This is a genomic window from Paracoccus laeviglucosivorans (assembly GCF_900182695.1).
Classification (GTDB): domain Bacteria; phylum Pseudomonadota; class Alphaproteobacteria; order Rhodobacterales; family Rhodobacteraceae; genus Paracoccus; species Paracoccus laeviglucosivorans.
On sequence record NZ_FXTK01000013.1, the window covers coordinates 17,376 to 42,527 of the forward strand.

Annotated in this window: 27 protein-coding genes; 19 read left to right on the forward strand and 8 right to left on the reverse strand. The window is 64.5% G+C overall.

What is annotated here, in order from left to right:
- Position 1: 1 nt before the first annotated feature.
- The 3 genes from FN835_RS13595 to FN835_RS13605 all read right to left on the reverse strand — a co-directional run bounded on the left by FN835_RS13595 (position 2) and on the right by FN835_RS13605 (position 2,895).
- Positions 2-1,195, reverse strand: coding sequence for a 3-deoxy-D-manno-octulosonic acid transferase (locus tag FN835_RS13595; protein WP_142663777.1), 1,194 nt, complete (start codon positions 1,193-1,195; stop codon positions 2-4).
- Positions 1,196-1,265: 70 nt separating this feature from the next.
- The gene (rpe, locus tag FN835_RS13600; protein ID WP_142663778.1) at positions 1,266-1,958 is read right to left on the reverse strand and encodes a ribulose-phosphate 3-epimerase; all 693 of its coding nucleotides are present in this window, start codon (positions 1,956-1,958) and stop codon (positions 1,266-1,268) included.
- 67 nt (positions 1,959-2,025) lie between these two features.
- Positions 2,026-2,895, reverse strand: a complete 870-nt coding sequence (locus FN835_RS13605) for a phosphoribulokinase (protein ID WP_142663779.1) — start codon at positions 2,893-2,895, stop codon at positions 2,026-2,028.
- A gap of 214 nt (positions 2,896-3,109) precedes the next feature.
- Here FN835_RS13605 and cbbR point away from each other — a divergent pair, with 214 nt between their 5' ends.
- The 7 genes from cbbR (at position 3,110) to FN835_RS13640 (ending at position 10,571) form a co-directional block, all read left to right on the forward strand.
- Positions 3,110-4,033 carry a LysR family regulator CbbR gene (gene cbbR / locus FN835_RS13610; protein ID WP_142663780.1) on the forward strand — a complete coding sequence of 308 codons (924 nt, stop codon included), beginning with the start codon at positions 3,110-3,112 and terminating at the stop codon, positions 4,031-4,033.
- A gap of 93 nt (positions 4,034-4,126) precedes the next feature.
- The gene (gene hslO, locus FN835_RS13615; RefSeq protein WP_142663781.1) at positions 4,127-5,131 is read left to right on the forward strand and encodes an Hsp33 family molecular chaperone HslO; all 1,005 of its coding nucleotides are present in this window, start codon (positions 4,127-4,129) and stop codon (positions 5,129-5,131) included.
- Position 5,132: 1 nt separating this feature from the next.
- The gene (locus FN835_RS13620; protein WP_142663782.1) at positions 5,133-5,729 is read left to right on the forward strand and encodes an NUDIX hydrolase; all 597 of its coding nucleotides are present in this window, start codon (positions 5,133-5,135) and stop codon (positions 5,727-5,729) included.
- Positions 5,726-6,904 carry a CCA tRNA nucleotidyltransferase gene (locus FN835_RS13625; protein WP_142663783.1) on the forward strand — a complete coding sequence of 393 codons (1,179 nt, stop codon included), beginning with the start codon at positions 5,726-5,728 and terminating at the stop codon, positions 6,902-6,904. Before FN835_RS13620 ends, FN835_RS13625 begins: the two co-directional genes overlap by 4 nt.
- Positions 6,905-6,909: 5 nt before the next feature.
- Positions 6,910-8,763, forward strand: a complete 1,854-nt coding sequence (locus FN835_RS13630) for an ABC transporter ATP-binding protein (protein WP_142663784.1) — start codon at positions 6,910-6,912, stop codon at positions 8,761-8,763.
- Positions 8,760-9,977 carry a class I SAM-dependent RNA methyltransferase gene (locus FN835_RS13635; protein WP_142663785.1) on the forward strand — a complete coding sequence of 406 codons (1,218 nt, stop codon included), beginning with the start codon at positions 8,760-8,762 and terminating at the stop codon, positions 9,975-9,977. Before FN835_RS13630 ends, FN835_RS13635 begins: the two co-directional genes overlap by 4 nt.
- Positions 9,978-10,043: 66 nt before the next feature.
- Positions 10,044-10,571: a L,D-transpeptidase family protein gene (locus tag FN835_RS13640; RefSeq protein WP_142663786.1), complete on the forward strand. Its 528-nt coding sequence runs from the start codon at positions 10,044-10,046 to the stop codon at positions 10,569-10,571.
- A 146-nt stretch (positions 10,572-10,717) separates the two neighbouring features.
- Here the strand turns inward: FN835_RS13640 and dalA are convergent, their stop codons facing one another.
- Positions 10,718-11,305, reverse strand: coding sequence for a divisome-associated lipoprotein DalA (gene dalA, locus FN835_RS13645; protein ID WP_142663787.1), 588 nt, complete (start codon positions 11,303-11,305; stop codon positions 10,718-10,720).
- 224 nt (positions 11,306-11,529) lie between these two features.
- Here dalA and FN835_RS13650 point away from each other — a divergent pair, with 224 nt between their 5' ends.
- The gene (locus FN835_RS13650) at positions 11,530-12,186 is read left to right on the forward strand and encodes a L,D-transpeptidase (protein WP_142663788.1); all 657 of its coding nucleotides are present in this window, start codon (positions 11,530-11,532) and stop codon (positions 12,184-12,186) included.
- Positions 12,187-12,238: 52 nt separating this feature from the next.
- Positions 12,239-12,688: an SRPBCC domain-containing protein gene (locus tag FN835_RS13655; RefSeq protein WP_221930426.1), complete on the forward strand. Its 450-nt coding sequence runs from the start codon at positions 12,239-12,241 to the stop codon at positions 12,686-12,688.
- Between the two features lies 1 nt (position 12,689).
- Here FN835_RS13655 and hemH read toward each other — a convergent pair whose 3' ends face one another.
- Together hemH and FN835_RS13665 are read right to left on the reverse strand one after the other, a co-directional pair.
- Positions 12,690-13,712 (reverse strand): ferrochelatase, encoded by a 1,023-nt coding sequence (hemH, locus tag FN835_RS13660; RefSeq protein ID WP_142663790.1) that lies wholly within the window; start codon positions 13,710-13,712, stop codon positions 12,690-12,692.
- Entirely contained in the window at positions 13,709-14,548 is an 840-nt protein-coding gene (locus FN835_RS13665) for a methyltransferase domain-containing protein (protein ID WP_142663791.1), read from the reverse strand. The genes hemH and FN835_RS13665 overlap by 4 nt, the downstream gene beginning before the upstream one ends.
- Between FN835_RS13665 and FN835_RS13670 the strand changes: the two genes are divergently transcribed.
- Genes FN835_RS13670 through FN835_RS13685 form a run of 4 tightly spaced genes read left to right on the forward strand, consistent with a single transcriptional unit; the run spans position 14,547 to position 16,955 of the window.
- Complete coding sequence (locus FN835_RS13670; RefSeq protein WP_246098742.1) at positions 14,547-15,311, forward strand: double zinc ribbon domain-containing protein; 765 nt, start codon at positions 14,547-14,549, stop codon at positions 15,309-15,311. The two genes, FN835_RS13665 and FN835_RS13670, sit on opposite strands and share 2 nt — an antisense overlap.
- 33 nt (positions 15,312-15,344) lie before the next feature.
- Positions 15,345-15,608, forward strand: coding sequence for a glutaredoxin 3 (gene grxC / locus FN835_RS13675; protein WP_142663792.1), 264 nt, complete (start codon positions 15,345-15,347; stop codon positions 15,606-15,608).
- A 5-nt stretch (positions 15,609-15,613) separates the two neighbouring features.
- Positions 15,614-16,453, forward strand: a complete 840-nt coding sequence (locus FN835_RS13680; RefSeq protein WP_142663870.1) for a carbon-nitrogen hydrolase family protein — start codon at positions 15,614-15,616, stop codon at positions 16,451-16,453.
- 7 nt (positions 16,454-16,460) lie between these two features.
- The gene (locus FN835_RS13685) at positions 16,461-16,955 is read left to right on the forward strand and encodes a MarR family winged helix-turn-helix transcriptional regulator (RefSeq protein ID WP_142663793.1); all 495 of its coding nucleotides are present in this window, start codon (positions 16,461-16,463) and stop codon (positions 16,953-16,955) included.
- Positions 16,956-17,000: 45 nt separating this feature from the next.
- Here FN835_RS13685 and ubiG read toward each other — a convergent pair whose 3' ends face one another.
- Entirely contained in the window at positions 17,001-17,753 is a 753-nt protein-coding gene (ubiG, locus tag FN835_RS13690) for a bifunctional 2-polyprenyl-6-hydroxyphenol methylase/3-demethylubiquinol 3-O-methyltransferase UbiG (RefSeq protein ID WP_142663794.1), read from the reverse strand.
- A 52-nt stretch (positions 17,754-17,805) separates the two neighbouring features.
- Between ubiG and pip the strand changes: the two genes are divergently transcribed.
- The 6 genes from pip to infB all read left to right on the forward strand — a co-directional run bounded on the left by pip (position 17,806) and on the right by infB (position 24,838).
- Positions 17,806-18,789: a prolyl aminopeptidase gene (gene pip, locus FN835_RS13695; protein WP_142663795.1), complete on the forward strand. Its 984-nt coding sequence runs from the start codon at positions 17,806-17,808 to the stop codon at positions 18,787-18,789.
- A 22-nt stretch (positions 18,790-18,811) separates the two neighbouring features.
- Positions 18,812-19,264, forward strand: a complete 453-nt coding sequence (gene tspO, locus FN835_RS13700) for a tryptophan-rich sensory protein TspO (protein WP_142663796.1) — start codon at positions 18,812-18,814, stop codon at positions 19,262-19,264.
- A 133-nt stretch (positions 19,265-19,397) separates the two neighbouring features.
- Positions 19,398-20,006 (forward strand): ribosome maturation factor RimP, encoded by a 609-nt coding sequence (gene rimP, locus FN835_RS13705; RefSeq protein ID WP_246098743.1) that lies wholly within the window; start codon positions 19,398-19,400, stop codon positions 20,004-20,006.
- Between the two features lie 3 nt (positions 20,007-20,009).
- Positions 20,010-21,659 carry a transcription termination factor NusA gene (nusA, locus tag FN835_RS13710; RefSeq protein WP_142663797.1) on the forward strand — a complete coding sequence of 550 codons (1,650 nt, stop codon included), beginning with the start codon at positions 20,010-20,012 and terminating at the stop codon, positions 21,657-21,659.
- A 15-nt stretch (positions 21,660-21,674) separates the two neighbouring features.
- Positions 21,675-22,292, forward strand: coding sequence for an RNA-binding protein (locus tag FN835_RS13715; RefSeq protein ID WP_142663798.1), 618 nt, complete (start codon positions 21,675-21,677; stop codon positions 22,290-22,292).
- Positions 22,293-22,300: 8 nt separating this feature from the next.
- The gene (gene infB / locus FN835_RS13720) at positions 22,301-24,838 is read left to right on the forward strand and encodes a translation initiation factor IF-2 (protein WP_142663799.1); all 2,538 of its coding nucleotides are present in this window, start codon (positions 22,301-22,303) and stop codon (positions 24,836-24,838) included.
- A gap of 153 nt (positions 24,839-24,991) precedes the next feature.
- Here the strand turns inward: infB and FN835_RS21775 are convergent, their stop codons facing one another.
- Positions 24,992-25,123 carry a hypothetical protein gene (locus FN835_RS21775; RefSeq protein WP_281285411.1) on the reverse strand — a complete coding sequence of 44 codons (132 nt, stop codon included), beginning with the start codon at positions 25,121-25,123 and terminating at the stop codon, positions 24,992-24,994.
- Between the last annotated feature and the right edge of the window lie 29 nt (positions 25,124-25,152).

Consider the following 25,152-nt stretch of genomic DNA (forward strand, 5'->3'; position numbering starts at 1 on the left):
CTTATACAAGACCGCCACGGGCCAGGTCGAGTATCCTTGCGATCAGCGGTGCAGGGTCGCCCGCGCGGGTCAGCAGCATGTCCCGCGCGGCTTTGCCCATGCGGCGCTGGCGCGGCTTGTCCTGTGCCAACGCGGTCAGCGCGACGGGCAGATCGGGCGCCAGTTCCGCCGCCTCCGCGCCATCCAGATCGGCATAGTCCCCGGCATGGTTCGACACGCTGGGGCCGTGCAAGATGGCACAGCGCCATGCCGCAGGTTCCCACGGCGTATGGCCGCCCCGGTCGGTGAACGAGCCGCAGGTGATGCAGATACCCGCCGCGCGATACCAGTCGCCCATCTCGCCCAAAGTGTCGGCCAGCAAGACCTGCGCATCCAGATCGCCGCCCCGACTGCGGCGTGCAAAATGCAGGCCGCGCTGTTCCATGACCTGCGCCACCGCATCGCCGCGTTCGGGATGGCGCGGCGCAAGGATCATCCGCAGATCGGGAACCTGTTCGCGGGCGGCCGCATAGGCGTCCAGCACTGCCTCATCCTCGCCTTCGTGGGTGGATGCGGCCAGAACGGTGCGGGCGCGGTCGGGCCCATCCTCGGGCGGGTGGATCTGTGCGGGACCAAGCAGTTTCATGTTCAGCCGCGTGCCAAGCGCCTTGGCGGGCAGGCCCAGACGCAGCAGCCGCTCCTCGCTGCCGGCGTCTTGGGCGGACAGCGCATCGATGCGGCGCAGCATGGGCCGGATCAGCGCGGGCAGCCGCGCCCAGCGATCCGCCGAGCGTTGCGAGATGCGCGCGCCGACGACGACCTGCGCCACGCCCAGATCATCCGCCATGCGCGAGCGATTGGGCCATAGTTCGTTTTCCACGGTGACCAGCACCGCAGGCTCAACGCGGTCCAGAAACCGCGCCACGGCCTGCGGCACGTCCAAGGGGGCCAGCGCGGCGTTCCAGCCCAGCTTGCGGGCCAGCGCACGCCCAGTCAGGCTGTTGGTGGTGACGGTCAGGGGGAATTCGGCGGCCAGTGCCTCGGCCAGCACGCGGGCCGAGGTCAGCTCGCCCACGCTGGCCGCGTGCAGCCAGATGCCACCGGGGATCACCTCGGGTCCGGTCAGGGCCAGACGCTCGCGCCAGTCCGCGCCGGTAAAGGGCGCAGACAGGCGAAACGCCGAACCCAGCAGGGTCGTCGCGCCGGACCAGATCAATATGCCAATCGGGATGTCAGTGCCCCGCCTCCCCCTTTTCAGGTTAGCCTAGCGGGGTGCCGTGACGGGATCAACGCAACGCGGCTTCGGCAGCGGCCCGGATCGCGCGGATGTTTTCGCCGTAAGGCGCGCTGTTTGACACCGAGCCGCCCTTGAAGACCGCAGAACCCGCGACCAGCACATCCGCCCCCGCCGCAGCCACCAAGGGCGCGGTGGTCGGATCGACGCCGCCGTCGATTTCGATATGCACCGGACGGTCGCCGATCAGCGCGCGCAGGGTGCGGACCTTTTCGATCTGGCTGCGGATGAATTTCTGCCCACCAAAGCCGGGGTTCACGGTCATCACGCAGATCAGGTCCACATCGTCGATCAGGCCCGCCGCCACCTCGGCCGGGGTGCCGGGGTTCAGCGCAAGGCCCGCCTTGGCCCCCGCCCCTCGGATCGCCTGCAGCGTGCGGTGGATATGCGGCCCGGCTTCGTAATGCGCGGTGATGAAATCGGCACCCGATTCCGCAAAGGCATCGATATATTGATCGACCGGAGAGATCATCAGATGCACGTCCATCACACCCCGGATATGCGGGCGGATCGCTTTGCAGGTCTGGGGACCAAAGGTGATGTTCGGCACGAAATGCCCGTCCATCACATCGACATGCACCCAGTCGGCGCCCTGATCTTCGACCGCGCGGATTTCAGCCCCGAAATTGGCGAAATCGGCGGACAGGATCGAAGGGGCGATCTTGATCTTGCGGTCAAAGCTCATGGCGCGGTCCTTTCGGGGATCATTCGGCAGCGGCCTGCCCTGTCGGGCGATCCACGTCAAGCCCCGATCAGGCGCGCTTGGATTCGTCGAACATGCGCAGCAGCATGGGGGTCAGGATCAGCTGCATCGCCAGATCCATGCGCGGTCCGGGCACGACGATCGAATTCGCCCGGCTCATCCATGAGCCCTGGATCATCTGGGTCAGATAGGGGAAATCAACGCCGCGCGGGTTCTTGAACCGGATCACCACAAGGCTTTCATCCGGCGTAGGTATCCAGCGCGCGATGAATGGGTTCGAGGTATCGACCACCGGCACGCGCTGAAAGTTGATGTCTGTCTGGGTGAATTGCGGACAGATCACATGCACATAGGCGTGCATCCGGCGCAGGATCACATCGGTCACCGCCTCGGTCGAATAGCCCCGGCTGGCCCTGTCGCGGTGAATTTTCTGGATCCATTCGACATTGATGACCGGGACCACCCCGACCTTAAGATCGGCCTGCCCGGCAATGTCGATGCCGTCCGCTTTGACCGCTCCGTGCAGCCCTTCGTAAAACAGCAGATCGGATGGCGGCAGATCGTCCCATTCGGTGAACGTGCCGGGGGCCACACCGTAAATCCGCGCCTCGGCGTCGTCATGGACATAGTGGCGCGTCTTTCCGGTCCCTGTCGCGCCATAGTCGCGAAAGACCTGTTCCAGCCGCGACAGCTCATTCGCCGCGATGCTGAAATGGCTGAAGGTGTGGTCCCCCGCCGCGCTGCGCCGCGCCAGTTCCGCCTGCATCGCCGCGCGGTCAAAGCGGTGGAATGCGTCGCCTTCGATGCTGGCCGCCCTGATCCCCTCGCGCCGGAATATCTGGTCGAACGTGTTCTTGATCGTCGTGGTGCCCGCGCCCGACGAGCCGGTGACAGAGATGATCGGATGCTTCTTGCTCATGGTCCTTCCTTCAGGCGCGACAGGGATGGCGATGGCCGAACCTGGCTGCGGCGTCGTTCAATCGCCGCCGGCAACGGGCAAAGCGGTCTGGCCGGCAGCGGCATATGTCGGTCATCGCCCCCCTCCCATGGCGCGGCGTCATTGGGCGAGTTGTTGACATGGCAGGATTTTCAGGAACATTTAATTAAACGGAACCTGGATTCAGAAATTCTGAATGATCCGCCTTGATGCCATGACCCTGCGCCAGCTTCGCGCGCTGCGCGCCGTGATCCAGACCGGATCGCTCAAGGCGGCGGCGGGCGACCTTGGTCTTAGCCCTCCGGCGATTCACAGCCAGATCAGGGCGCTGGAAAATCTGCTTTCGGCACCCTTGGTCATCCGTGGCGAACACGGTGCCTTTGTGCCAACGCACGAAGGACGCGCCGTGCTGGAGGCCGAGGCGCAGATCGCCGTCGCGCTGGAAACCTGCGCCAGACGGGTGAGCGCGCTGCAAAGCGGGCATACCGGGAACGTGGCGCTGGGGGTGGTTTCGACAGGCAAGTATTTCGCGCCGCGCCTTGTCGCCGATCTGCGCCGCCTGCTGCCCGAGGTCGAGGTGACGCTGCGCATTGGCAATCGCGACACGGTGATCGGCTGGCTGAACGCCCGCGCTTTGGATCTGGCGATCATGGGGCGGCCGCCGCTTATGCCCGCAGTATCGGCCGAGCCGGTGGGGCCGCATCCCCATGTGATCGTGGCCCCGCCCGACCACCCGCTGGCCCAGGCCGATCCCGCCATGCCGCAGGATCTGCTGGCTGAAACCTTTCTGGCACGCGAACCCGGATCGGGAACCCGCATCCTGATGACGCGCTTTCTGGACCGCATCGGTGACGGCATCGCGTGGCGCATGATCGAAATGGGCACGAATGAGACGATCAAGCAGGCCGTCATCGCGGGCCTGGGCATCGCGCTGATTTCACAGCACACCGTGACCGAGGAGTTGCGTTCAGGCCGGTTGGTGGCCTTGCGCGCCACCGGTCTGCCCATCCAGCGCAACTGGTTCCTGCTGAAACTGCAGGACACCGCGCTGTCACCTGCGGGACAGCGGGTGCATGACCTGATCCGCGACATGCAGGGCGGTTTTCTTCCGACCGTCTGACCCCCTTGGGGTTTTCGCTGCACCGCCTATATTGGGGGCAAGGCGCGCGGCCGCATGGCCCGATTTGCGCGCAGCCAATCCGAAGGACGCAAGATGGCAAGCACAAAGGACATTTCCTGGGACGACAGCGTGTTGCCCTTTCAACTGGAACGCTCGGGCGTGCGTGGGCGCGCTACGCGGCTTGGGCCGCTGCTGGAACATATCCTGTCGCGGCACGACTATCCCGTGGCCGTCAGTGCGATGGTGGCCGAGCTTGTGACGCTGACCGCGCTGATCGGCCCGACGATCAAGCTGCGCTGGAAACTGTCGCTGCAGGTGCGCGGCAACGGCCCGATCCGCACCATCGCGACCGATTACTATGCGCCGGAAACCGAAGGAGCCCCGGCCCGCATCCGCGCATGGGCCAGCTTCGACGCTGACCGGCTTGGGGATGCGCCCGGCTTTGACCAGATCGGTCAGGGCTATTTCGCCATGCTGATCGATCAGGGCGAAGGCAATACCCCCTATCAGGGTCTGACCCCCTTGGCGGGCGGATCGCTGGCGGCCTGTGCGCAGACCTATTTCGCGCAATCCGAACAGCTGCCGACCAGGTTCGAGCTGACGGTGGGCCAGTCACGTCTGGCAGGCGACAGCACGCAGCATTGGCGTGCGGGCGGCATCATGCTGCAAACCCTGCCCGCCCAGCCCCAGATCATCAGCGAGGACGAGGAGATCGAGGCCGCCGACATCCTGCAGGGCGCCGAGTCCGAGGACTGGACCCGCGCCACCATGCTGATGTCCACGGTCGAAGGGATCGAACTGGTCGATGCAGCCCTGCCGCTGCCCAACCTGACCTTCCGCCTGTTCCACGAAGAGGAGCCGGTGGCTTTCGGGCGTCAGGACCTGCATTTCGGCTGCTCGTGCAGCTCGGAAAAAGTGCGCGGCACCCTGTCGATCTATAGCCAGAAGGACATTGGCCACATGACGACGCCCGAGGGCATCGTCACCGCCGATTGCCAGTTCTGCGGTGCGCATTACGAATTCGACCCGCGCAGCCTTGGCTTCGAGGCGACGATCGACGAACACGGCAATCCCGTGCCGCAACAGGCGGCGCAGTGACATGACGGGCGCGCCGCAATCCCTGCTGCGCGACCGATTGCTCAGGGCTTTGACCACCGCGTCAAAGCCCTCGTCCGACTATGATTTCGACAAGACCGCACCGGGCGAACGGGCCTTGCGCCCGGCGGGCGTGCTGGCCGCGTTCGACGGGCGCGGACGGCTGGTGATGACCAAACGCGCCAGCGGGCTGCGCCATCACCCCGGCCAGATCGCGCTGCCCGGCGGTAAGGTGGATCCCACCGATGCCGACGAAACCGCCGCGGCCCTTCGCGAAGCCCATGAGGAAGTCGGGCTGGACCCCGCACAGGTGGAAATCCTTGGCACTTTGCCCGCGCATCGCACCGTGACCGATTTCGCCATGACCCCGGTGCTGGGCCTGATCCGGGGCGAATTCACCCCGCGCCCCGAAGCGGGCGAAGTCGAGGAGGTGTTTACCGTCCCCTTTGCCCATATCGCGGACCCGGCGAATTACCGCGTCGAAAAGCGGCGCTGGCGCGGGGACTGGCGATCCTATTACGTAGCACCCTATGGTCCCTATTATATCTGGGGCGCGACGGCCCGCGTGCTGCACGCCCTTGCGCTGAGGTTGAACCCATGACCCGTATCGACGCCCCTTTTCTGGCCGATCCCGGTTTGCGCCGCGTGCTTTCGGCGCTGACGGGGGATGGCCATCAGGCATTGGTCGTGGGCGGCGCGGTGCGCAATGCGCTGATGGGTGCGCCGGTATCGGATACCGACATCGCGACCTCGGCCCATCCTGACCGCGTGATCGAACTGACCGAGGCGGCCGGCCTGCGCGCCGTGCCCACCGGCATCGAACATGGCACGATCACCGTCGTCGCAGATGGCAAGGGCTATGAGGTGACGACATTGCGCCGCGATGTCGAAACCGATGGGCGGCGCGCGGTCGTGGCTTTTTCCGACGACATCGCCGAAGACGCACAGCGCCGCGATTTCACCATGAACGCGCTTTATTGCGGTCTGGACGGCGTGGTGCTGGATCCGGTCGGCGGGTTGCCCGATCTGGCCGCGCGCAGGCTGCGTTTCGTCGGAGAGCCGCGCGAACGGATCGCCGAGGATTACCTGCGCATCCTGCGCTTTTTCCGCTTTCACGCATGGTATGGCGCGCCCGGTCAGGCCGATCCCGACGCCTTGGCCGCTTGCGCCGATGCGGCAGACGGCCTTGCCCTGATCTCGCGTGAGCGGGTGGGCGCCGAAATGCGCAAGCTGCTGACCGCCCCCGATCCGTCCGAGGCGCTGGCCCTGATGGACAAGGCAGGCGTGCTGGCCCTGGCGCTGCCCGGTGCCGACATCGCAGATTTCCCCGCATTGATCGAGGCGGAACAGGATTTCGGCCATGGCGCCCTGCCCGGTTGGCCGCGCAGGCTGGCCGTGCTGGGGGCCAGCGATGTTGCGCACGACTTGCGCCTGTCGCGGGACGAGGCGCGGATGCAGGACCAGATCGCGCAGGCGACACGCCTCGCCGCGCCCGAGGCCGCCTATCGCTTTGGCCGCGCAATAGCCGCGCAATCGGTGCTGGTGCGCGCGGCGCGCGGCGACGTGCCGCCTTTTGGCTGGTGCCATGCGGTGGCCCATGCGGCGGACGCGAAATTCCCGCTGAGCGCACAGGATCTGATGGACCGGCTGTCCGGGCCTGCGCTTGGTCAGGCGTTGCGCAGGGCCGAGGATGCCTTTATCGCCAGCGGTTTCGCTTTGTCGCGGGACGAATTGCGCAGCCTTGCGCTGGAACGCCCCGCCACGGATCAGGGTTGATCGTCATGCACAATTTCTTTGCCCGCATGATCGACGCATTCCGGCCTGCCGACGGCCCACCGCCGCGCACGCTGTTTGCGTTCTTTCGCTGGTGCCTTGCGGGCGCGTGGCCCGGTCTGACGCTGGCAGCCATTGCATCCGCATTGGGCGGCGTGGCCGATGTGATCTCGGCGGTGCTGCTGGGCTGGGTGATCGACGCGGTGGTATCCACCCCCGCCGATCAGTTCTGGAGCCAGCAGGGCTGGCTGGTCTTTACCTTCGTCGCGTTCTTCCTTGTCGTGCGTCCTGCCGTCTTTGGGCTGTCCACGGCCAGTTCCAGCGTGATGATCGGGCCGAACGTGCTGCCCCTGGTGCTGTCGAGGCTGCATCGCTGGACGATGGGTCATTCCGTCACCTTCTTCGACAACGACTTTGCCGGACGCATCGCGCAAAAGCAGATGCAGACCGCGCGGGCCGTCACCGATGTCGCGTCCGAGATGGTGAACGTGGTGGCTTTCGCGCTGGCCTCGGTCCTTGGGTCGGCGGCGTTTCTGATCGGCGTCGATGCTTTCGGCGCGCTGGCGCTGCTGGTCTGGCTTGTGTCCTATGTCGCGCTGATCCGCTATTTCCTGCCGCGTATCCGCACCCGCTCGGCCAGCCGGGCATCGGCCCGCGCGATGGTGACGGGGCAGGTCGTCGATACGATCACCAATATCAAGACCGTCAAGCTGTTCGCCAACGCCGCGCATGAAGACCGCACCGCACTTGGCGCGATGGCCGGTTTTCGCGAACGCGCGCTGGATTTCGGGCGCGTCAGCACATGGTTCCGCCTGTCGCTGATGACCATTGCGGGCGCGCTGCCGGTGATCCTTGTCGGTGGCACGATGTATCTGTGGCATCACGGCATGGCCACGGCGGGCGACATTGCAGCATCGGGTGCCATCGCGATGCGGCTGGCACAGATGACCGGCTGGGTCAGCATGGCGTTGATGGGCGTCTGGGGCTCGATCGGCGAGGTCGAGGACGGGATGCAGACCCTGTCGCCCCCGCACAGCCTGACCGATGCACCCGATGCGCTGGTGCTGGGCCGTGCCTTGGGCCGGATCGACTTTGACCATGTGGATTTCGCCTATGGCCGCGAAGGCGGCGGCATCCGCGACATGGATCTGCATATCGCGGCGGGGGAAAAGCTGGGGATCGTCGGCGCCTCGGGCGCGGGCAAATCCACGATGGTTTCGCTGCTGTTGCGACTTTACGATGTCGAACGCGGCGCGGTCCGGGTCGATGGCCATGACGTGCGGCAGGTGACGCAGGAAAGCCTGCGCCGCAATATCGCGATGGTCACGCAGGAAACCGCGATGTTCAACCGCTCGGCGCGTGAGAACATCCTTTATGGCCGCCCCGACGCCACGGATGACAAAATCTTTGCCGCCGCCCGCGCCGCCGAAGCGCATGAGTTTATCCTGACATTGCAGGACCATGCGGGCCGCACGGGCTATGACGCACATCTGGGCGAACGCGGGGTGAAGCTGTCCGGCGGCCAGCGCCAGCGCATCGCCTTGGCCCGTGCGCTGCTGAAGGACGCCCCGATCCTGATCATGGACGAGGCGACGAGCGCGCTGGACAGCGAGGTCGAGGCGCAGGTGCAGGACGCCTTGCACCGCGCCATGCGGGGCAAGACCGTGCTGGCCATCGCCCACCGCCTTTCCACCATCGCCGAACTGGACCGCATCATCGTGCTGGAGGCCGGGCGCATCGTCGAACAAGGCACCCATGCCGAACTGCTGACCCGCAACGGCACTTATGCGCGCTACTGGAACCGCCAGTCGGGCGGCTTTCTTGGCACCGACGATGACGACACGACCGAGGCTGCCGAGTGACCATCTGGACTGTTGAGCGGCTGGGCCGCAAAGGCGACGGCGTCGCCATTTCCGGCGACGCGCGCGCCCTGGCCCCGCTGACCCTGCCCGGCGAACAGATCGAGGGCGAGGCGGCAGAGGGTCGCATCGCCGCGCCGCGCATCCTTGCCCCCTCGGACCAGCGGGTCAGGCCCGCCTGCCAGCATTATCGCGCCTGCGGTGGCTGTTCGCTGATGCACGGGTCCGAGGATTTCGTGAAGGGCTGGAAAGTCGGCGTGGTTGAACAGGCGTTGCGCGCGCAAGGGCTGGCTGCGCCGATTGCGGGGGTCCACGTCTCGCCGCCCCGGTCGCGACGGCGCGCGGTCCTGTCGGGACGGCGCACCAAGAAAGGCGCGCTTCTGGGCTTTCACGCCCGCGCCTCGGATGTGATCGTGGACATTGCCGATTGCCACATCCTGCGTCCCGCCATTCAGGACGCGCTGCCGCTGCTGCGTCGGATTGTCGTCGCAGGCGCATCGCGTTCGGCCGAGGTGTCGCTGGTCGTCGTCGATACGCCTGCCGGTCTGGACGTGACCGCGACAGGCGGAAAACCGATGGAGCCTGCGCTGTTCCAGACCCTTGCCGCGCTGGCGGACGAAGGCGATCTGGCGCGGCTGACATGGGACGGGCAGTCGATCACCCGCCGCCCGCCCGCGATCCCCTTTGGCCGCGCGCAGGTCGTGCCGCCTGCCGGAGGGTTCCTGCAAGCCACGCAGGAGGGCGAGGCGGCACTGGTCGGCGCAGTGCGCGACATCACCCGCGGCGCAGGTCGGGTGCTGGACCTGTTTTCGGGCTGCGGCACATTCACCCTACCCTTGGCCGAAGGGGCCGAGGTTCACGCCGTCGAAGGGCTGACCGCCCCCCTTCAGGCATTGGACCGCGCGGCGCGCATGGCATCGCTGAAGCGAATCACGACCGAGACGCGTGACCTTGCGCGGCGCCCGTTACTGCCGGATGAGCTGAAATATCACGCGATCGTGATCGACCCTCCACGCGCCGGGGCCGAAGCTCAGGCCCGCGAAATCGCCAATTCAGGGGTCGAAACGCTGGCTTGGGTTAGCTGCGATCCGGTCACTTTCGCAAGGGATGCGCGGATTCTGGCCGAAAGAAAGCTAGATATTGTGCGCCTTTACGTTGTCGATCAGTTCCGCTGGTCGCCCCATGTGGAAACCGTGGCGGAAATTCGCCGAAACTAGCGAAATTTTAACCCCCGTGGTATCTGATGCCCAAAGAAACAGTGCATCAGCACGCAGAGGGCAGTGATGATACGGGCATTTCGCGCATTGATCGCGGTGGTCGCAGTTGCGCTTGTGGCAAGTTGCGGCGGCGGGGACAGTCAACTCCCCAGTAAACCGCAGCCCTATTCGGGGCCGCCGGTCACGCAGGTCATCGTCAAGAAGACCGAGCGGAAGATGTATCTGGTCGCAGGCAAGAATGTCGTGCGCAGCTATGACATCGGCCTTGGCAGCCAACCCATGGGCGCAAAGCAATACGAAGGCGATGGAAAGACCCCCGAAGGGATGTATTTCATCGACCGCAAGAACCCTTACAGCCGCTATCACCTGTCGCTGGGCATCTCGTATCCCTCGGCCCGCGACATCGCCCATGCGACGCAAATGGGTCAGCGCCCCGGCGGCGACATCATGATCCATGGCCTTGGACCGGAGGGAAAAAACCTGATCAAGCAGCGCCGCGACTGGACCGCGGGCTGCATCGCGGTGAACGACGATGAGATCGAAGAGATCTTCTCGTTGCTCAACCCCGGCGTCGCGGTGTTCATCTATCCCTGAACCCGCAGTCTTGCAGCGGTGATCTGATACGCAGTCCGGCCAAGGCCGGACTGTTTTCGTTTCATGGCCCAAACGTCGTCCGCCGCAAGGGACCAGAAATGGCAAAGGCCGGGGAAATCCCCGGCCCTGATCTTGGTGCGGATCGCTTAGAAACCCGGATTGGTCGGCATATAGCCCGCAGCAGCCGCAGCAAAACCACCGCCCGGCGCAGCGCCCGTGGCCGAACCGCCCGCGGTCAGCAACACCCACCAGACCTTGCCCGAGGGTTCCTGATACCAGCCCACGCCGAATTCGGTCGCGCGGGGGTCCATGACCACATCGCGCGTGTCGCGGGTCTGCATCCATGCGTTCAGCGTGGTGATGTCATTTTCGTAGGTTTCCGAGATGTTCTCACCGATCAGGTGGCCCATGAAGCCCTGACGACGGATACGGTCCAGCGGCGACGAACCGTCCGACCCGAAATGCCACGCCCGGTTTTGTGCCGACATATCACGGGCATGTGCCTTGGCGGCGATGGTCAGCATCGGGTTTTCGGTCAGCGGCCCTGCGCCGACATTGGCGCGCAGCATGTTCATCTGGCCGCCAAGACGCGGCGCGATCTGCGCCTCTTCCTTGGGAGTGATCTTATAGGCGACGGGCAGCGGCTGACCGTCGGGGCCGAGTTGCACCTGCGGCCGGGTGCAGGCCGTCAAGGCCAGCGCCGCGCACAGCACAAGGGTTGAGATTTTAAACATGATGGACCTGTCCCGAGATATTTTGCGACAGCTTTACAAAAGCGTCCCGCCCGCTTCAAACCCAAGATTGCGTGAGCGCAACAGGGTGCGACGCTGTTGCGACAATGACGCTTGTTTGAATTGCGCGGTTCAACGAACAGGCGTAATCCCGCGCATAGCAAAATCTCATTCCAATACGGAAAAAGAAGACCGCGGTCAGGCGGTCCGCACATCAGGAGCGACACATGAAGACGCCGAACAACCCGGTCTCGCGCCGGACCTTTCTGACGACCTCGGTTGCAGTCGGGGCAGCGGCGCTGGCGGCACCCGCCATCGCGCAGCAGATCGACCCCTATACCGGCCAGCCGATCATCGGCGCGGCAGGTGGCGCGACGCCGGATGCGGGCCGGGTGCAGTATGACAACAGTCAGGATTCGCGCCGCAACATCTCCAGCTTCCACGCGCAGGACTGGCAGCCCTATTTCTCGAACCTGACCAACGGCGCGATTCTGGTCGACCTGAATTCGCGCGCGCTGCATTTCTGGTCCGAAGATCAGACGGTTTACAAACTGTTCCCGACCTCGGTCCCGGTCAGCCCTGACCTGACCCGCACCGGCCGGACCGAGATCATCAAGAAAGTGCTTGGCCCGACCTGGGCCCCCACGCCCGAGATGAAGAAGCGGAACCCCGAATGGCCGGATTTCGTGCCTGCCGGCGACCCACTGAACCCGATGGGCACCCATGCCCTGTGGCTGAGCTGGCAGTATTACCGCATCCACGGCACGCATGACACGCGCAAGATCGGCCGCAAATCGTCGAACGGCTGCATCGGGATGTATAACGAACACATCAAGCAGATGTATGACCTGACCAAAGTCGGCACGCAGGTTCTGGTGCTGTGATCCAAAAAGGCCCCTTCGGGGGCCTTTTTCATTACGTGATACGGGGGCAATCATGCGCACCGACCACGCGGAACGCCATATCGCGGCCAGCCCCAAGGTTGTCTATTGCGCGCTGACCGATCGCGACATGATCCAGAACTGGTTGCCGCCCCAAGGCGCGCGCGGGCAGGTCGATCTGTTCGAGCCATGGCCCGGCGGCAGGTTCGTGATGACGCTGATTTTCGATCAGGCGGGCAGCGGCAAAACTTCGGACGATACGGATGCCGTCGCGGGCGAATTTCTGGAATTGGTCCCCGACCGGCTGGTGCGGCAGCGTTTCACCTTTCAGTCCGACGATCCGGCCTTTGCCGGGGTAATGGTCATGTCATGGGCGATCACGCCCATGCAGACGGGCACGACGCTGACCGTCACCGCCGAAAATGTCCCTGCGGGGATCGGCGCCGAAGATCACCGCGCCGCCATGGCGTCGTCGCTGGAAAATCTGGCGCGGCTGGTCGAGTGACCTAGATCCACCCCGTCAGGTTTTCGCCGATGATCGTTGTCAGCACGTCGATATGCGCGGCATCGGCGTTCAGGCAGGGGATATAGGTGAATTCCTTGCCGCCCGCATGTTCGAACGCCTCGCGGATTTCGCCCTGAATTTCCTCCAGCGTCTCGATGCAATCCGAGGAGAAAGCGGGCGAGATCACGGCGATTTCCGTGATCCCCTGACGCGCCAGTTCAGCGACATGTTCGACGGTATAGGGTTTCAGCCACTCCTCGCGTCCGAACACCGATTGAAAGGTGGTGTCGATGACACCCTTGTCCCAGCCCAACCGTTCACGCAGCAGACGTGAGGTCTTTTGGCAGTGGCAATGATAGGGGTCGCCCTGCATCAGATAGCGTTTCGGCATCCCGTGATAGCTGGCGACCAGCTTTTTCGGCACGCGCCCGCCCAAGGCACGCTCGACCGAGCCTGCCAGCGCGTCGATATAGTCGGCGCGGTCGAAATAGGGCGCAACGGTGCGGGCGGCGGGTTGCCACGTCTGCTGCATCAAGGCGCGAAAGAATTGGTCATTGGCCGTGGCCGAGGTCGCGCCCGCGTATTGCGGATAAAGCGGCAGGAACAGGATCTTGTCGCAGCCCGCCTTGACCATCCGGTCCACCGCCGACGCGGTCGAGGGGTTGCCGTAACGCATGCAGAAATCGACCATCACCCGATCGCCCCAAAGCGTCGCCGCGCGGTCGCGTAGCGCCGCCACCTGTTCCTTGGTGATGGTCATCAACGGGCTTTCATTCGCCTCGTTGTTCCAGATGGTCTTGTAATTCGCCCCCGAGGTGAAGGGCCGCTTGGACAGGATGATCCCCTGTAGGATCGGCTGCCATTTCCAGCGCGGCAGGTCGATGACGCGCTTGTCCGACAGAAATTCCGACAGGTAACGGCGCATCGACCAGTAGTCGGTGGCATCCGGCGTGCCCAGATTGGCGATCAGCACGCCGATACGCGGGGCGGCAACCTTGGGATGGTCAGCGGAGAGATGGCTCATGCCTGCGGCTTCCTTATGCTTGCAAGCGCATCCGCCAAGGACATCTTGGCCGAACCGGGGCGGAGCGGTTTTTGCTGACTGTCATCGGGTGCCCAACCCGTCAGGAAAACCAGTTCGAACGTCGCGCGGATACGGTCGGCGTTATCCGGGTCGGCATGGCTTTCGGCATAGATCTCGGCGGCGCGCATCAGCACGTCGCGGCGCGTCGGATGGCGCAGGCGGGCGGCCAGCGCATTGCCTTCGCCCATGCCGCGCAGATCGCGGGCCAGATGGAACAGGTTGCGATAGCTGACATTCTGGCTGATCTGATCGGCCACCGGCAGCGCCAGACCGGCACGGCCCAGAAGCGCGCCAAGATCGCGGATCTCGCCCATCGGCAGCACGCGGGGCGACAGGCCGCCCGCCACCTGCGCCTCGGCACGGGTCAGGGCGTCGCGCAATTCGTGCAGGGTGCGACCTGCGGGAAAGGCCGCGATGAACAGGCCGTCCGGGCGCAGCGCACGTGTCGCCTGCGCGATCTGGCCCACCGGGTCTTCGGACCAGTGCAGCGACATGGCGTGAACGACCAGATCATGCGCGCCGGGGCGCAGATCCAGCGTAGGCGCGTCGGTGACGACGGTCGCGCCCGGAATGGCCCTGGCCCAGAATTCCGGGTGGCCGGTCACGACGGCGATGTCGGTAAAGGCTCTGTTAACCTCTGCCCGCCTAAACTCGATCTCGTCGGCGACGATTCGATGCAGGAAATCGACGGGGCCGATGCGGTTTGCGCGGGCGCGGTTGCGCGTCAGGGCAGAACGGTCGGTCAGCTTCGGAACGGGGCTTTGGTGAGGCGTCATGGGCGTGGACAATAAGGGCCTTCGCGGCCTGATGAAAGGCGCATTGCGGCTGATCTATCCGCCGCAATGCATCGGCTGCGATGCCCCCGTCGCCGAAGAAGGGGCGCTATGCCCGACCTGCTGGGCTGCGGCGGAATTCATCGCGGGACTTTGCTGCACCCGCTGCGCAGCCCCCCTGCCCGGCGGCGGCCCCGAGGAGCATGAGGATATTGGCCTGCTGGTCTGCGACGATTGCCTGCGCGTGTCGCGCCCGTGGAACCGGGGACGGGCGGCGCTGGTCTATCGCGGCACGGGGCGGAAACTGGCGCTGATGCTGAAACATGGCGACCGGCTGGATCTTGCGCCGCCTTTGGGGGACTGGGTGGCGCGGGCAGCGGGGCCGCTGGTCAGGCGCGATATGTTGGTGATGCCCGTGCCGCTGCATCTGCGCAGGCTTGCCAAGCGCAAATACAATCAGGCCGCCTTGCTGTCGCAGCGCGTGGCGCAGGTTCATGGCCTGGAACATCTGCCCCATGCCCTGCGCCGCCTGCGCCACACGCCGATGCAGGATCACGGCACATTCGCCCAGCGTTTCGCCAATCTGCACGATGCCATCGCCGTCCATCGCCGCGTCGCGGGACGCATTCAGGGCCGCGCGGTGCTGCTGGTCGATGACGTCATGGCCTCGGGGGCGACGCTGGCTGCGGCAGCCACGGCGCTGCGGGATGCGGGATCGGGGCCGGTTTCGGTCGTGGTGCTGGCGCGCGCCGTCAAGGATACCTAAGTAAGGGCTAAAGCAATCCAAGGACGTCCCGGAATGGCCAAGGTCGAAATCTATACCACCCCCACCTGCCCCTATTGCATCGCGGCCAAGGCGCTGCTGCGCAAAAAGGGCGTCGCCTATGACGAAACCGATGTCAGCCGCGATCCCGACCTGCGCGTGGCGATGACCCAACGCGCGGGCGGCCGCCGCAGCGTGCCGCAGATCTTCATCGACGGTCAGCATGTCGGCGGCAGTGACGACATCCACCTGCTGGACCGCGAAGGCAAGCTGGACCCGATGCTGGGCATCACCGCATGACAGTCCTGACCGCGGGTCTGGTGCAGCTCAGCGTTTCGGACGACCCGGAACGCAACCTGCCCCAGACGCGCGCGCTGGTGCGCGAAGCGGCGGAGCGCGGCGCGGCATGGGTTCTGACACCCGAGGCAACGAACCTGCTGAACGCCGACCGCGCCACGCAGGACCGTGTTCTGCGCCCCGAGGATCGGGACGAAACGCTGGCCGCGCTGCGTTCTGACGCGCGCGAATTGGGGATATGGCTGCTGATCGGGTCGCTGTCGCTGAAGACGGACGATTCGACCGACAGCCGCTTTGCCAATCGCAGCTTTCTGATCGCGCCGGATGGCGAAATCCATGCGCGTTACGACAAGCTGCACATGTTCGACGTGACGGTTTCCGAAACCGAGTCCTATCGCGAATCCGCAGCCTTTCGCCCCGGCGATCGGGCGGTTCTGGCGGATGGGCCTTGGCCCGTGGGGATGACGGTTTGCTATGATCTGCGGTTTCCGCATCTGTATCGTGATCTGGCCAAGGCCGGTGCGCAGGTGCTGACCATCCCCGCCGCCTTCAACGACACGACCGGCGCAGCCCATTGGGAGGTGCTGATCCGCGCACGCGCGATCGAGACAGGGTGCTATGTTCTGGCCCCCGCGCAATGCGGGCTGCACGAAAACCACCTGTGCCCGGATCGCAAGCCGCGCCGCAGTCACGGCCATTCACTGGCCGTCGATCCATGGGGCAAGGTCTTGATCGACGCTGGGGAACAGCCTTGCGTCAGTATGGTAACGCTTGACCCCAGCGCCGTTGCTGGGGCACGGTCCCGCATCCCGTCCCTGACCCATGACCGAGACTATTCGGCACCCTGAGAGAGCGATGCCTGACAAGACCTTGGAAAATCAGCCTGTCTCTGCTGAACTTTCGGCGGATTCGCTGGCTGCAAGCCTGTTTTCCGAAGTATTCATCGCCGATCAGCTTGCCCGCGACCTGATCGGCAAATCGCTTCCCAAGGGGATGCAGATTTCGCATTTCTCGGTGCTGAATCTGCTGGCCCATGTCGGCACGGAACGCAGCCCCGCCGAGCTTGCCGAGGCGTTTCATGTGACGCGCGGAGCCATGACCAATACCTTGTCGCGGCTGGAATGGGCCGGGCATATCCATATCCGCCCCGATTGGGATGATGCGCGGCGCAAATTCGTGTCGATCAGCCCGGCAGGCCGCGCGGCACGGGACGCGGCACTGGCGGCGTTCATGCCGCGTATTGCGGATGTGGTGCGAGATGTCGGCGCGGAACGTGTGCGCGCCGCCCTGCCCGTTCTGCGCCTGTTGCGCAAGGAACTGGCCGAGGCGCTGCGGCAAGATACCCGCTGACGGTGCCGGTTGCACCGCCGCATGGGTATTTGAAGAACTGAGAAATCAGGCGTCGCGCACCGCGGTCATGGCATAGTTCACGGACAGGTCGCGATGCGACAGCGACCAGCTCCAACCCAGCGGGTTGAAGACCATGCCGCAACGGTCCACCACATTCAGCCCGGTCGCCGTGGTCATCGCGGCCAGCTCGTCCGGGGTGATGAAGCGGCGCCAGTCATGCGTGCCCTTGGGCAGCCAGCGCATCACCCACTCTGCGCCGATGATGCCCATCAGAAAGCTTTTCGGATTGCGGTTCAGCGTGGACTGGATCAGCAATCCGCCCGGTTTCACCAGATCGCGGCAGGTGGCGATGAAATCAGCGGGGTCTGCCACGTGTTCGACGATTTCCAGCGCCATGACCACGTCATAGCTTTGACCTTCGGCGGCCAGCGCCTCGGACGTGGTGGCGCGGTAGTCGATCTCAAGCCCTTGCGCCTCGGCGTGGAGGCTGGCGACCAAGATATTTCCGGTGGCCGCATCTGCGCCGGTGACGCGGGCGCCAAGGCGTGCCATGGGTTCGGCCATCAGCCCGCCGCCACAGCCGATGTCCAGAATGGTCAGCCCTTCGAACGGGCGGGCATCGTCGCGGTTGCGCCCGAACTGCGCCGCGATCTGGGTCGTGACGTATTCCAGCCGCGTCGGGTTCAGCATGTGCAACGGTTTGAACTTGCCCTGCGGATCCCACCATTCGGCGGCCATGGCCTGAAACTTGGCGACCTCGGCGGGGTCGATGCTGCTGGTCTGCGGTCTTTCGGTCATTCTGGCCGTCCTTCTTATGGCGGGCGCGCGCGGGGCGTTATATAGTGACCGGATGGACAGATTGGCAGGGCAAATCGGCGGCACCCCGTCGCATGGCAGGCTGCATCCGATGGTCGAGCCGTTCGACCAGCGCCGTATCGACATGGGCGATGGCCATGTCATCTATCTGGAACAAAGCGGCAATCCCGAGGGTGTCCCCGTCATCGTGCTGCATGGTGGCCCTGGCGGCGGTTGTAGCCCCTACATGCGACGGTTTTTTGATCCTGCGCATTACCGCACCATTCTGTTCGACCAGCGCGGCTGCGGACGTTCGCGCCCCCATGCCGAGGTCGACAAGAACACCACCCAGCATCTGATCCACGACATTCAGGTCATCCGTCAGGATCTGGAGATCGAACGGGCGGTTCTGTTCGGCGGAAGCTGGGGCGCGACGCTGGCTGTCGCCTATGCCGAGGCGCATCCCGAATCAGTTCTGGCGCTGGTGCTGCGCGGCGTTTTCCTGGGCCGCCGCGAAGAATTGGACTGGTTCTATGGCGGAGGGGCCGCGCGGTTTTTTCCCGACCGCTGGGCCGATTTTCTGGCGCCCATCCCCGAGGCCGAGCGCGGCGATCTGATCGCTGCCTATCACCGCCGCCTGTTCAGCGGGGATCGTGCGCAGGAAGTGCGCCACGCCCAGCCCTGGGTCATGTGGGAAAACGCGCTGGCAGGGCTGGAAATCAGCGGTCCGGGCCATGCGCCGCCCGATTATGCCCGCGCCTTTGCCCGGCTTGAGAACCATTATTTCGTCAATGGCTGCTTCCTTGAGGAAAACCAGCTTTTGCGCGACCGCCACCGGATCGAGCATCTGCCCGCCGTGATCGTGCAGGGCCGCTATGACATGGTATGCCCGCCCCATACCGCGTGGGAACTGGCCGATGGCTGGCACAAGGCGGAATTGCGGCTTGTCCCCGCCTCGGGCCACGCGCTGAGCGAGCCGCGAATCGCTGCGGAACTTGTGCGGGTCATGGATGGTTTTCGCGATGATGCGGCGTTCTAGCCGCCCCTAGGGGAACCGCCCAATGATCTTTCTGACCTTTCTGCTGGCCTGCGCTGCGGCCGCCGCGACCGGCATCATCTTTCAGCCCGGCGCCTGGTATGACGCCCTGCGCAAGCCCGGCTTCACCCCGCCGCGGTGGGCGTTTCCCGTGGCATGGACCTTGCTTTACATCCTGATGGCATGGGCGGGCGCGCGTCTGGCCGTGCTGCCCGGATCGGGCATGGTGCTGGCGCTGTGGGGCGCACAGATCGCGCTGAATACGCTGTGGACTCCGGTCTTTTTCGGGGCGCATCGCATGGGGCTTGGGATGGCGGTGATCGCGCTGCTGTGGCTGGTCGTCGCGGTGATGATGGTCATGGCGTTCAGGCTGGATTTGTGGACGGGGCTGATGCTTTTACCCTATCTGGCATGGCTTTCCGTCGCCTCGGCGCTGAACTTCAGCATATGGCGGATGAACCCCGGCGCGGGGCAGTAGCGGTTTTTCTTGCATTCGCGGCAAATCGCGCCTATATCCACGCTCAACAGCGGCGCAGGTGTCCAAAACCTGCCCACCGGGATCACGCACGGGCCGCCTTCAGGCCCGTTTTTGCATTTTTGGGATAGCGATCATGTCCGACCTTATCGCGAAGACCGCCATCGACCGGCGTCTGGCCGAAATCATCTCTCCGGTCATTGAGGATCTGGGGTTCGAACTGGTGCGCATCCGCCTGCAAGGTGGCAAGACCGCGACCCTGCAGATCATGGCCGACCGCCCCGAAGGCGGCATCAACGTCGATGATTGTGGCGACATCTCGACCGCGGTCAGCGCCGTTCTGGACGTGGAAGACCCGATCGAGGACAATTACCACCTTGAAGTTTCCAGCCCCGGCATCGACCGCCCGCTGACCCGGATGAAGGACTTCGCGACCTTCGAAGGCTACGAGGCGCGGCTGGAAACGAACCAGCCCATCGACGGGCGCAAGCGGTTCAAGGGCACGCTGGCTGGCACCGAAGGCGACGAGGTGCTGCTGAACATCGAAGAAGCCGGTGAAACCCACACCATCGGCCTGAATTTCGACTGGCTTTCGGATGCGAAGCTGGTCCTGACCGACGACCTGATCGCCGAAATGCTGCGGCAGAAAAAGGAAGCGGGCGTGCAGATCGAAAATCTGGACGAATCCGCCTTTGACGAGATTGAAACAGAAGCCGGCGATGACAACGCCGCTGCGAAGGAGTGAGGAATGGCCATCACCTCTGCTAACCAGCTTGAGCTGCTTCAGACCGCCGAGGCCGTCGCGCGCGAGAAGATGATCGACCCCGATCTGGTGATCGAGGCGATGGAGGACAGCCTCGCCCGTGCCGCAAAGTCGCGCTATGGCAGCGAAATGGACATCCGGGTCAAGATCGACCGCAAGACCGGCAACGCGACGTTCACCCGCGTCCGCACCGTCGTCGAAGACGAGGCCGTCGAGAATTACCAGGCGCAACTGACCGTCAAGCAGGCCGAGCCCTATCTGGCGAACCCGCAGGTCGGTGATGAGATCGTGGACGAAGTGCCGCCGGTCGAACTGGGCCGCATCGCCGCGCAATCCGCGAAGCAGGTCATCCTGCAGCGCGTCCGCGAAGCCGAGCGTGACCGCCAGTATGAAGAGTTCAAAGACCGCGCCGGCACCATCATCAACGGCGTCGTCAAGCGCGAGGAATATGGCAACATCATCGTCGATGTGGGCCGTGGCGAGGCGATTCTGCGCCGGAACGAAAAGATCGGCCGCGAAAGCTATCGCCCGAACGACCGCATCCGCGCCTATGTGAAAGACGTGCGCCGCGAAACCCGTGGTCCGCAGATTTTCCTGTCGCGCACAGATCCGCAGTTCATGGCGGAACTGTTCAAGATGGAAGTGCCGGAAATCTATGACGGCGTGATCGAGATCAAGGCCTGCGCCCGCGATCCGGGGTCGCGCGCCAAGATCGCCGTGATTTCCTATGACAACTCGATCGATCCGGTCGGTGCCTGCGTCGGTATGCGCGGCAGCCGCGTTCAGGCCGTCGTCGGCGAATTGCAGGGCGAAAAGATCGACATCATTCCGTGGTCGGACGATCAGGCGACGTTCCTTGTGAACGCGCTGCAACCTGCCGAAGTGGCGAAAGTCGTGTTCGATGAGGACGCCGCACGTATTGAAGTCGTCGTCCCCGATGAACAACTTAGCCTTGCGATCGGTCGTCGTGGCCAGAACGTGCGTCTGGCCAGCCAGCTGACCGGTCTGGACATCGACATCCTGACCGAGGAAGAGGAATCCAAGCGCCGTCAGGCCGAGTTCAACGCCCGCACCAAGCTGTTCATGGATGCGCTGGATCTGGACGAATTCTTTGCCCAGCTTCTGGTTGCCGAAGGCTTCACCAATCTGGAAGAAGTCGCCTATGTCGATCTGGACGAGCTGCTGTCCATCGACGGCGTGGACGAAGGCACGGCATCGGAGCTGCAAACCCGCGCCCGCGAGCATCTGGAGGCGGCAAACAAGGCCGCGCTGGAAAACGCCCGTGCACTGGGTGCCGAAGACAGCCTGATCGAGTTCGAGGGCCTGACCCCGCAGATGGTCGAGGCTTTGGCCAAGGACGGCGTGAAGACGCTGGAAGACTTTGCGACCTGCGCCGACTGGGAACTGGCTGGCGGCTGGACCACGGTGAACGGTGCCCGCCTCAAGGACGAAGGTCTGCTGGAACCCTATGACGTCTCGTTGGAGGAGGCGCAGAACATGGTGATGACCGCCCGCGTGATGCTGGGCTGGGTCGATCCGACCGAGATGGAGGCCGAGGAAACCGAGGCAGCCGATGACGAAGTTGAAGGCGAAGGCGACAATGCCGTGGCCGAAGACAAGGAGGCCGGGGTGTAACGCCCCGGGAGCCGGATGACACGCGGGGGCCGGACGAAGGACCGCGAGACGCCCGAGCGACGCTGCATCGTCACGGGCGAAACCCAGCCCAAGGCTGGGTTGATCCGCTTTGTCGCGGGCCCCGATGCAGAGGTCGTGCCAGATTTGGCCGAGAAGCTGCCCGGACGCGGCTTCTGGGTCGTGGCTGATCGCACGGCGCTGGATCGCGCCGCATCGAAAGGCATGTTTTCACGCGGGGCCAAGGCGCAAGTCTCGGTCCCGCCCGAACTCATGTCGATGATCGAAGAAGGGCTGGCAAAGCGCGTCACCGACACGCTGTCGCTTGCCAGAAAGGCGGGACTGGCCGTGGCCGGTTTCGAAAAGACCAAGGACTGGCTGGCGGCTGGCAGGGCGAAAGTGCTTTTGCAGGCCAGCGATGGGTCCGATCGCGGGAAAGGCAAGCTGTGGACGCCCGAAGGCGGGCGCTGGTTCGGCTGCATGACCGCTTCAGAATTGGGTTTGTCCTTTGGACGCGATCATGTCATACACAGCGCGCTTGCGCCGGGGGGCCTGACCGTCAAATTGATCAGGGACGCGAGCAGACTTGCAGGTCTGCGCGGGCATGACGGCGGTGCATCCGCCGGGAAGGAATGAAAAGCGGAATGAGCGATACGGACGGAAAGAAACCCTTGGGTGTTGGCGGTGGTGCTGGTCGTTCGGGCCAGGTGAAGCAAAGCTTCAGCCACGGTCGGACCCATAACGTGGTCGTCGAGACCAAGCGCAAGCGCGTCGTCGTGCCGGCCAAGCCCGGTGCTGCGTCGGGCGGCGGGCGTTCCCCTTCGGCTGTTTCCAGCGACCCCTCCCGGCGTCCCGCAGGCATCTCGGATGCCGAGATGGAGCGCCGTCTGGCCGCGCTGAAAGCCGCCAAGGCCCGCGAGGTCGAGGAGAAAGCCCAGCGTGAGGCCGAGGAAAAGGCCCGCGAAGAAGAGCGCGAGCGCCGTCGCCTTGAGGCCGAGGCCAAGGAGCGCGAAGAACGCGAACGCGAAGAAGCCCTGCGCCTGAAGGCCGAGGAAGATCAGCGTCGCGCCCGCGAAGCCGAACTGCGCGCCCAGAAAAAAGCCGAGGTCACCAAGCCCAAGGCACCGGAAGCCCGTCCTGCCGCCCCTGCCGATCGTGCAGCGGCCGAAGCGGCTGCCGCACGCGCGGAAACCAAGGGCGTGACCGCGACCGCTCCGCGCAAGACCGAACGTGAGCGCCCTGCGGACGACCGCAACAACGACCGCAACAAGAACCGCGACGACAACCGTCGCACCGGCAAGCTGTCGCTTTCGCAGGCGATGGACGGTGAAGGCGGGCGGCAGCGTTCGCTGGCCGCGATGAAGCGCAAGCAGGAAAAAGCCCGGCAGAAAGCCATGGGCTTCAGCCAGCGCGCCGAAAAGCAGGTCCGCGACGTGCAGTTGCCCGAAACCATTCTGGTGTCGGAACTGGCGAACCGGATGGCCGAACGCACGCCCGACGTCATCAAATCGCTGATGCGCATGGGTCTGATGGTCACCGGCAACCAGGCGGTTGACGCAGACACCGCCGAACTGGTGATCGACGAATTCGGCCACCGCGCCGTGCGCGTGTCGGATTCCGACGTGGAACAGGTCATCGATCAGGTTCAGGACAAGGCCGAGGATCTGCGGCCCCGCGCCCCGATCATCACGATCATGGGTCACGTGGACCACGGCAAGACCTCGCTTCTGGACGCGATCCGCAAGGCCAACGTCGTTTCCGGCGAAGCGGGCGGCATCACGCAGCATATCGGCGCCTATCAGGTGAAAACCGAATCCGGCGCGCTGCTGACCTTCCTTGATACGCCCGGCCACGCCGCGTTCACCTCGATGCGTGCCCGTGGCGCGCATGTGACGGATATTGTCGTGCTGGTCGTTGCGGCGGATGACGCCGTGATGCCGCAGACGGTCGAGGCGATCAACCACGCGAAAGCGGCCAAGGTGCCGATGATCGTGGCGATCAACAAGATCGACAAGCACGGCGCGGATCCGCAAAAGGTCCGCACCGACCTGCTGCAGCACGAAGTCGTCGTCGAGGCGATGTCGGGCGAAGTTCAGGATGTCGAGGTTTCGGCCAAGACCGGCAAAGGTCTGGACAACCTGCTGGAAGCCATTGCGCTGCAGTCGGAAATCCTTGAGCTGCGTTCGAACCCCGACCGCGCCGCCCTTGGTGCCGTGATCGAGGCGAAGCTGGACGTGGGCCGCGGCCCCGTCGCGACGGTTCTGGTTCAGAACGGCACGCTGAAACGCGGCGACATCTTCGTCGTCGGCGAACAGTGGGGCAAGGTTCGCGCGCTGATCAACGACAAGGGCGAGCGGGTCGATGAAGCCGGCCCCTCGGTTCCGGTCGAGGTTCTGGGTCTGGACGGCACGCCCGCCGCTGGCGACGTGCTGAACGTGGTGTCAACCGAAGCGCAGGCGCGCGAGATTGCGGATTACCGCATCAAGGCCGCCAAGGACAAACGCGCCGCAGCCGGTGCTGCGATCACGCTGGACCAGATGCTGGCCAAGGCGAAAGCTGACCAGAACGTCGCGGAACTGCCGGTCGTGGTCAAAGCCGACGTGCAGGGTTCGGCCGAAGCCATCGTTCAGGCGCTGGAAAAGATCGGCAACGACGAAGTGCGCGTCCGCGTGCTGCATTACGGCGTCGGCGCGATCACCGAATCCGATATTGGTCTGGCCGAAGCAAGCCAGGCGCCGGTCATCGGCTTCAACGTCCGTGCGAACGCCCCGGCGCGTAACAGCGCCAACCAGAAGGGTGTCGAGATACGTTACTACTCGATCATCTACGATCTGGTGGACGACATCAAAGCGGCGGCCTCGGGTCTGCTGTCGGCCGAAGTGCGCGAAAACTTCATCGGCTATGCCGAAATCCGCGAAGTGTTCCGCGTCACCGGCGTCGGCAATGTCGCAGGCTGTCTGGTGACCGAAGGCGTGGCGCGCCGCTCGGCGGGCGTGCGCCTGCTGCGCGACAACGTTGTGGTCCATGAAGGCACGCTGAAGACGCTGAAACGCTACAAGGACGAGGTCAAGGAAGTGCAGTCCGGTCAGGAATGCGGTATGGCCTTTGAAAACTATGACGACATCCGCAAGGGCGACGTCATCGAGATCTTTGAGCGTGAGGAAGTGCAGCGCCAGCTGTAATCCCGACGACATGAACGCAAAAACCGGCCTTTGGGCCGGTTTTTTTATCCGCAGAATTCGCATGTTCTGCTGTTATCGGAATTTACAAAAACAAGGCGGGGCTTCTTTTCAGAAGCCCCGCCTAAGTTCTTGCTGGCACTGTTTCCGGCCTTTTCAGGCCATGACCACGGGCTTGCCTTCGTAGGTCTTGGAGCCGACGCGGACAACGATATTGCCGTTCGACACCTGACGCTCGAAAACACCCTGGACAGAAATACAGCTACCGATCGTAATCGTGCGAATCATGTCCGGATCTCCTCCTCTACAGGATTTCA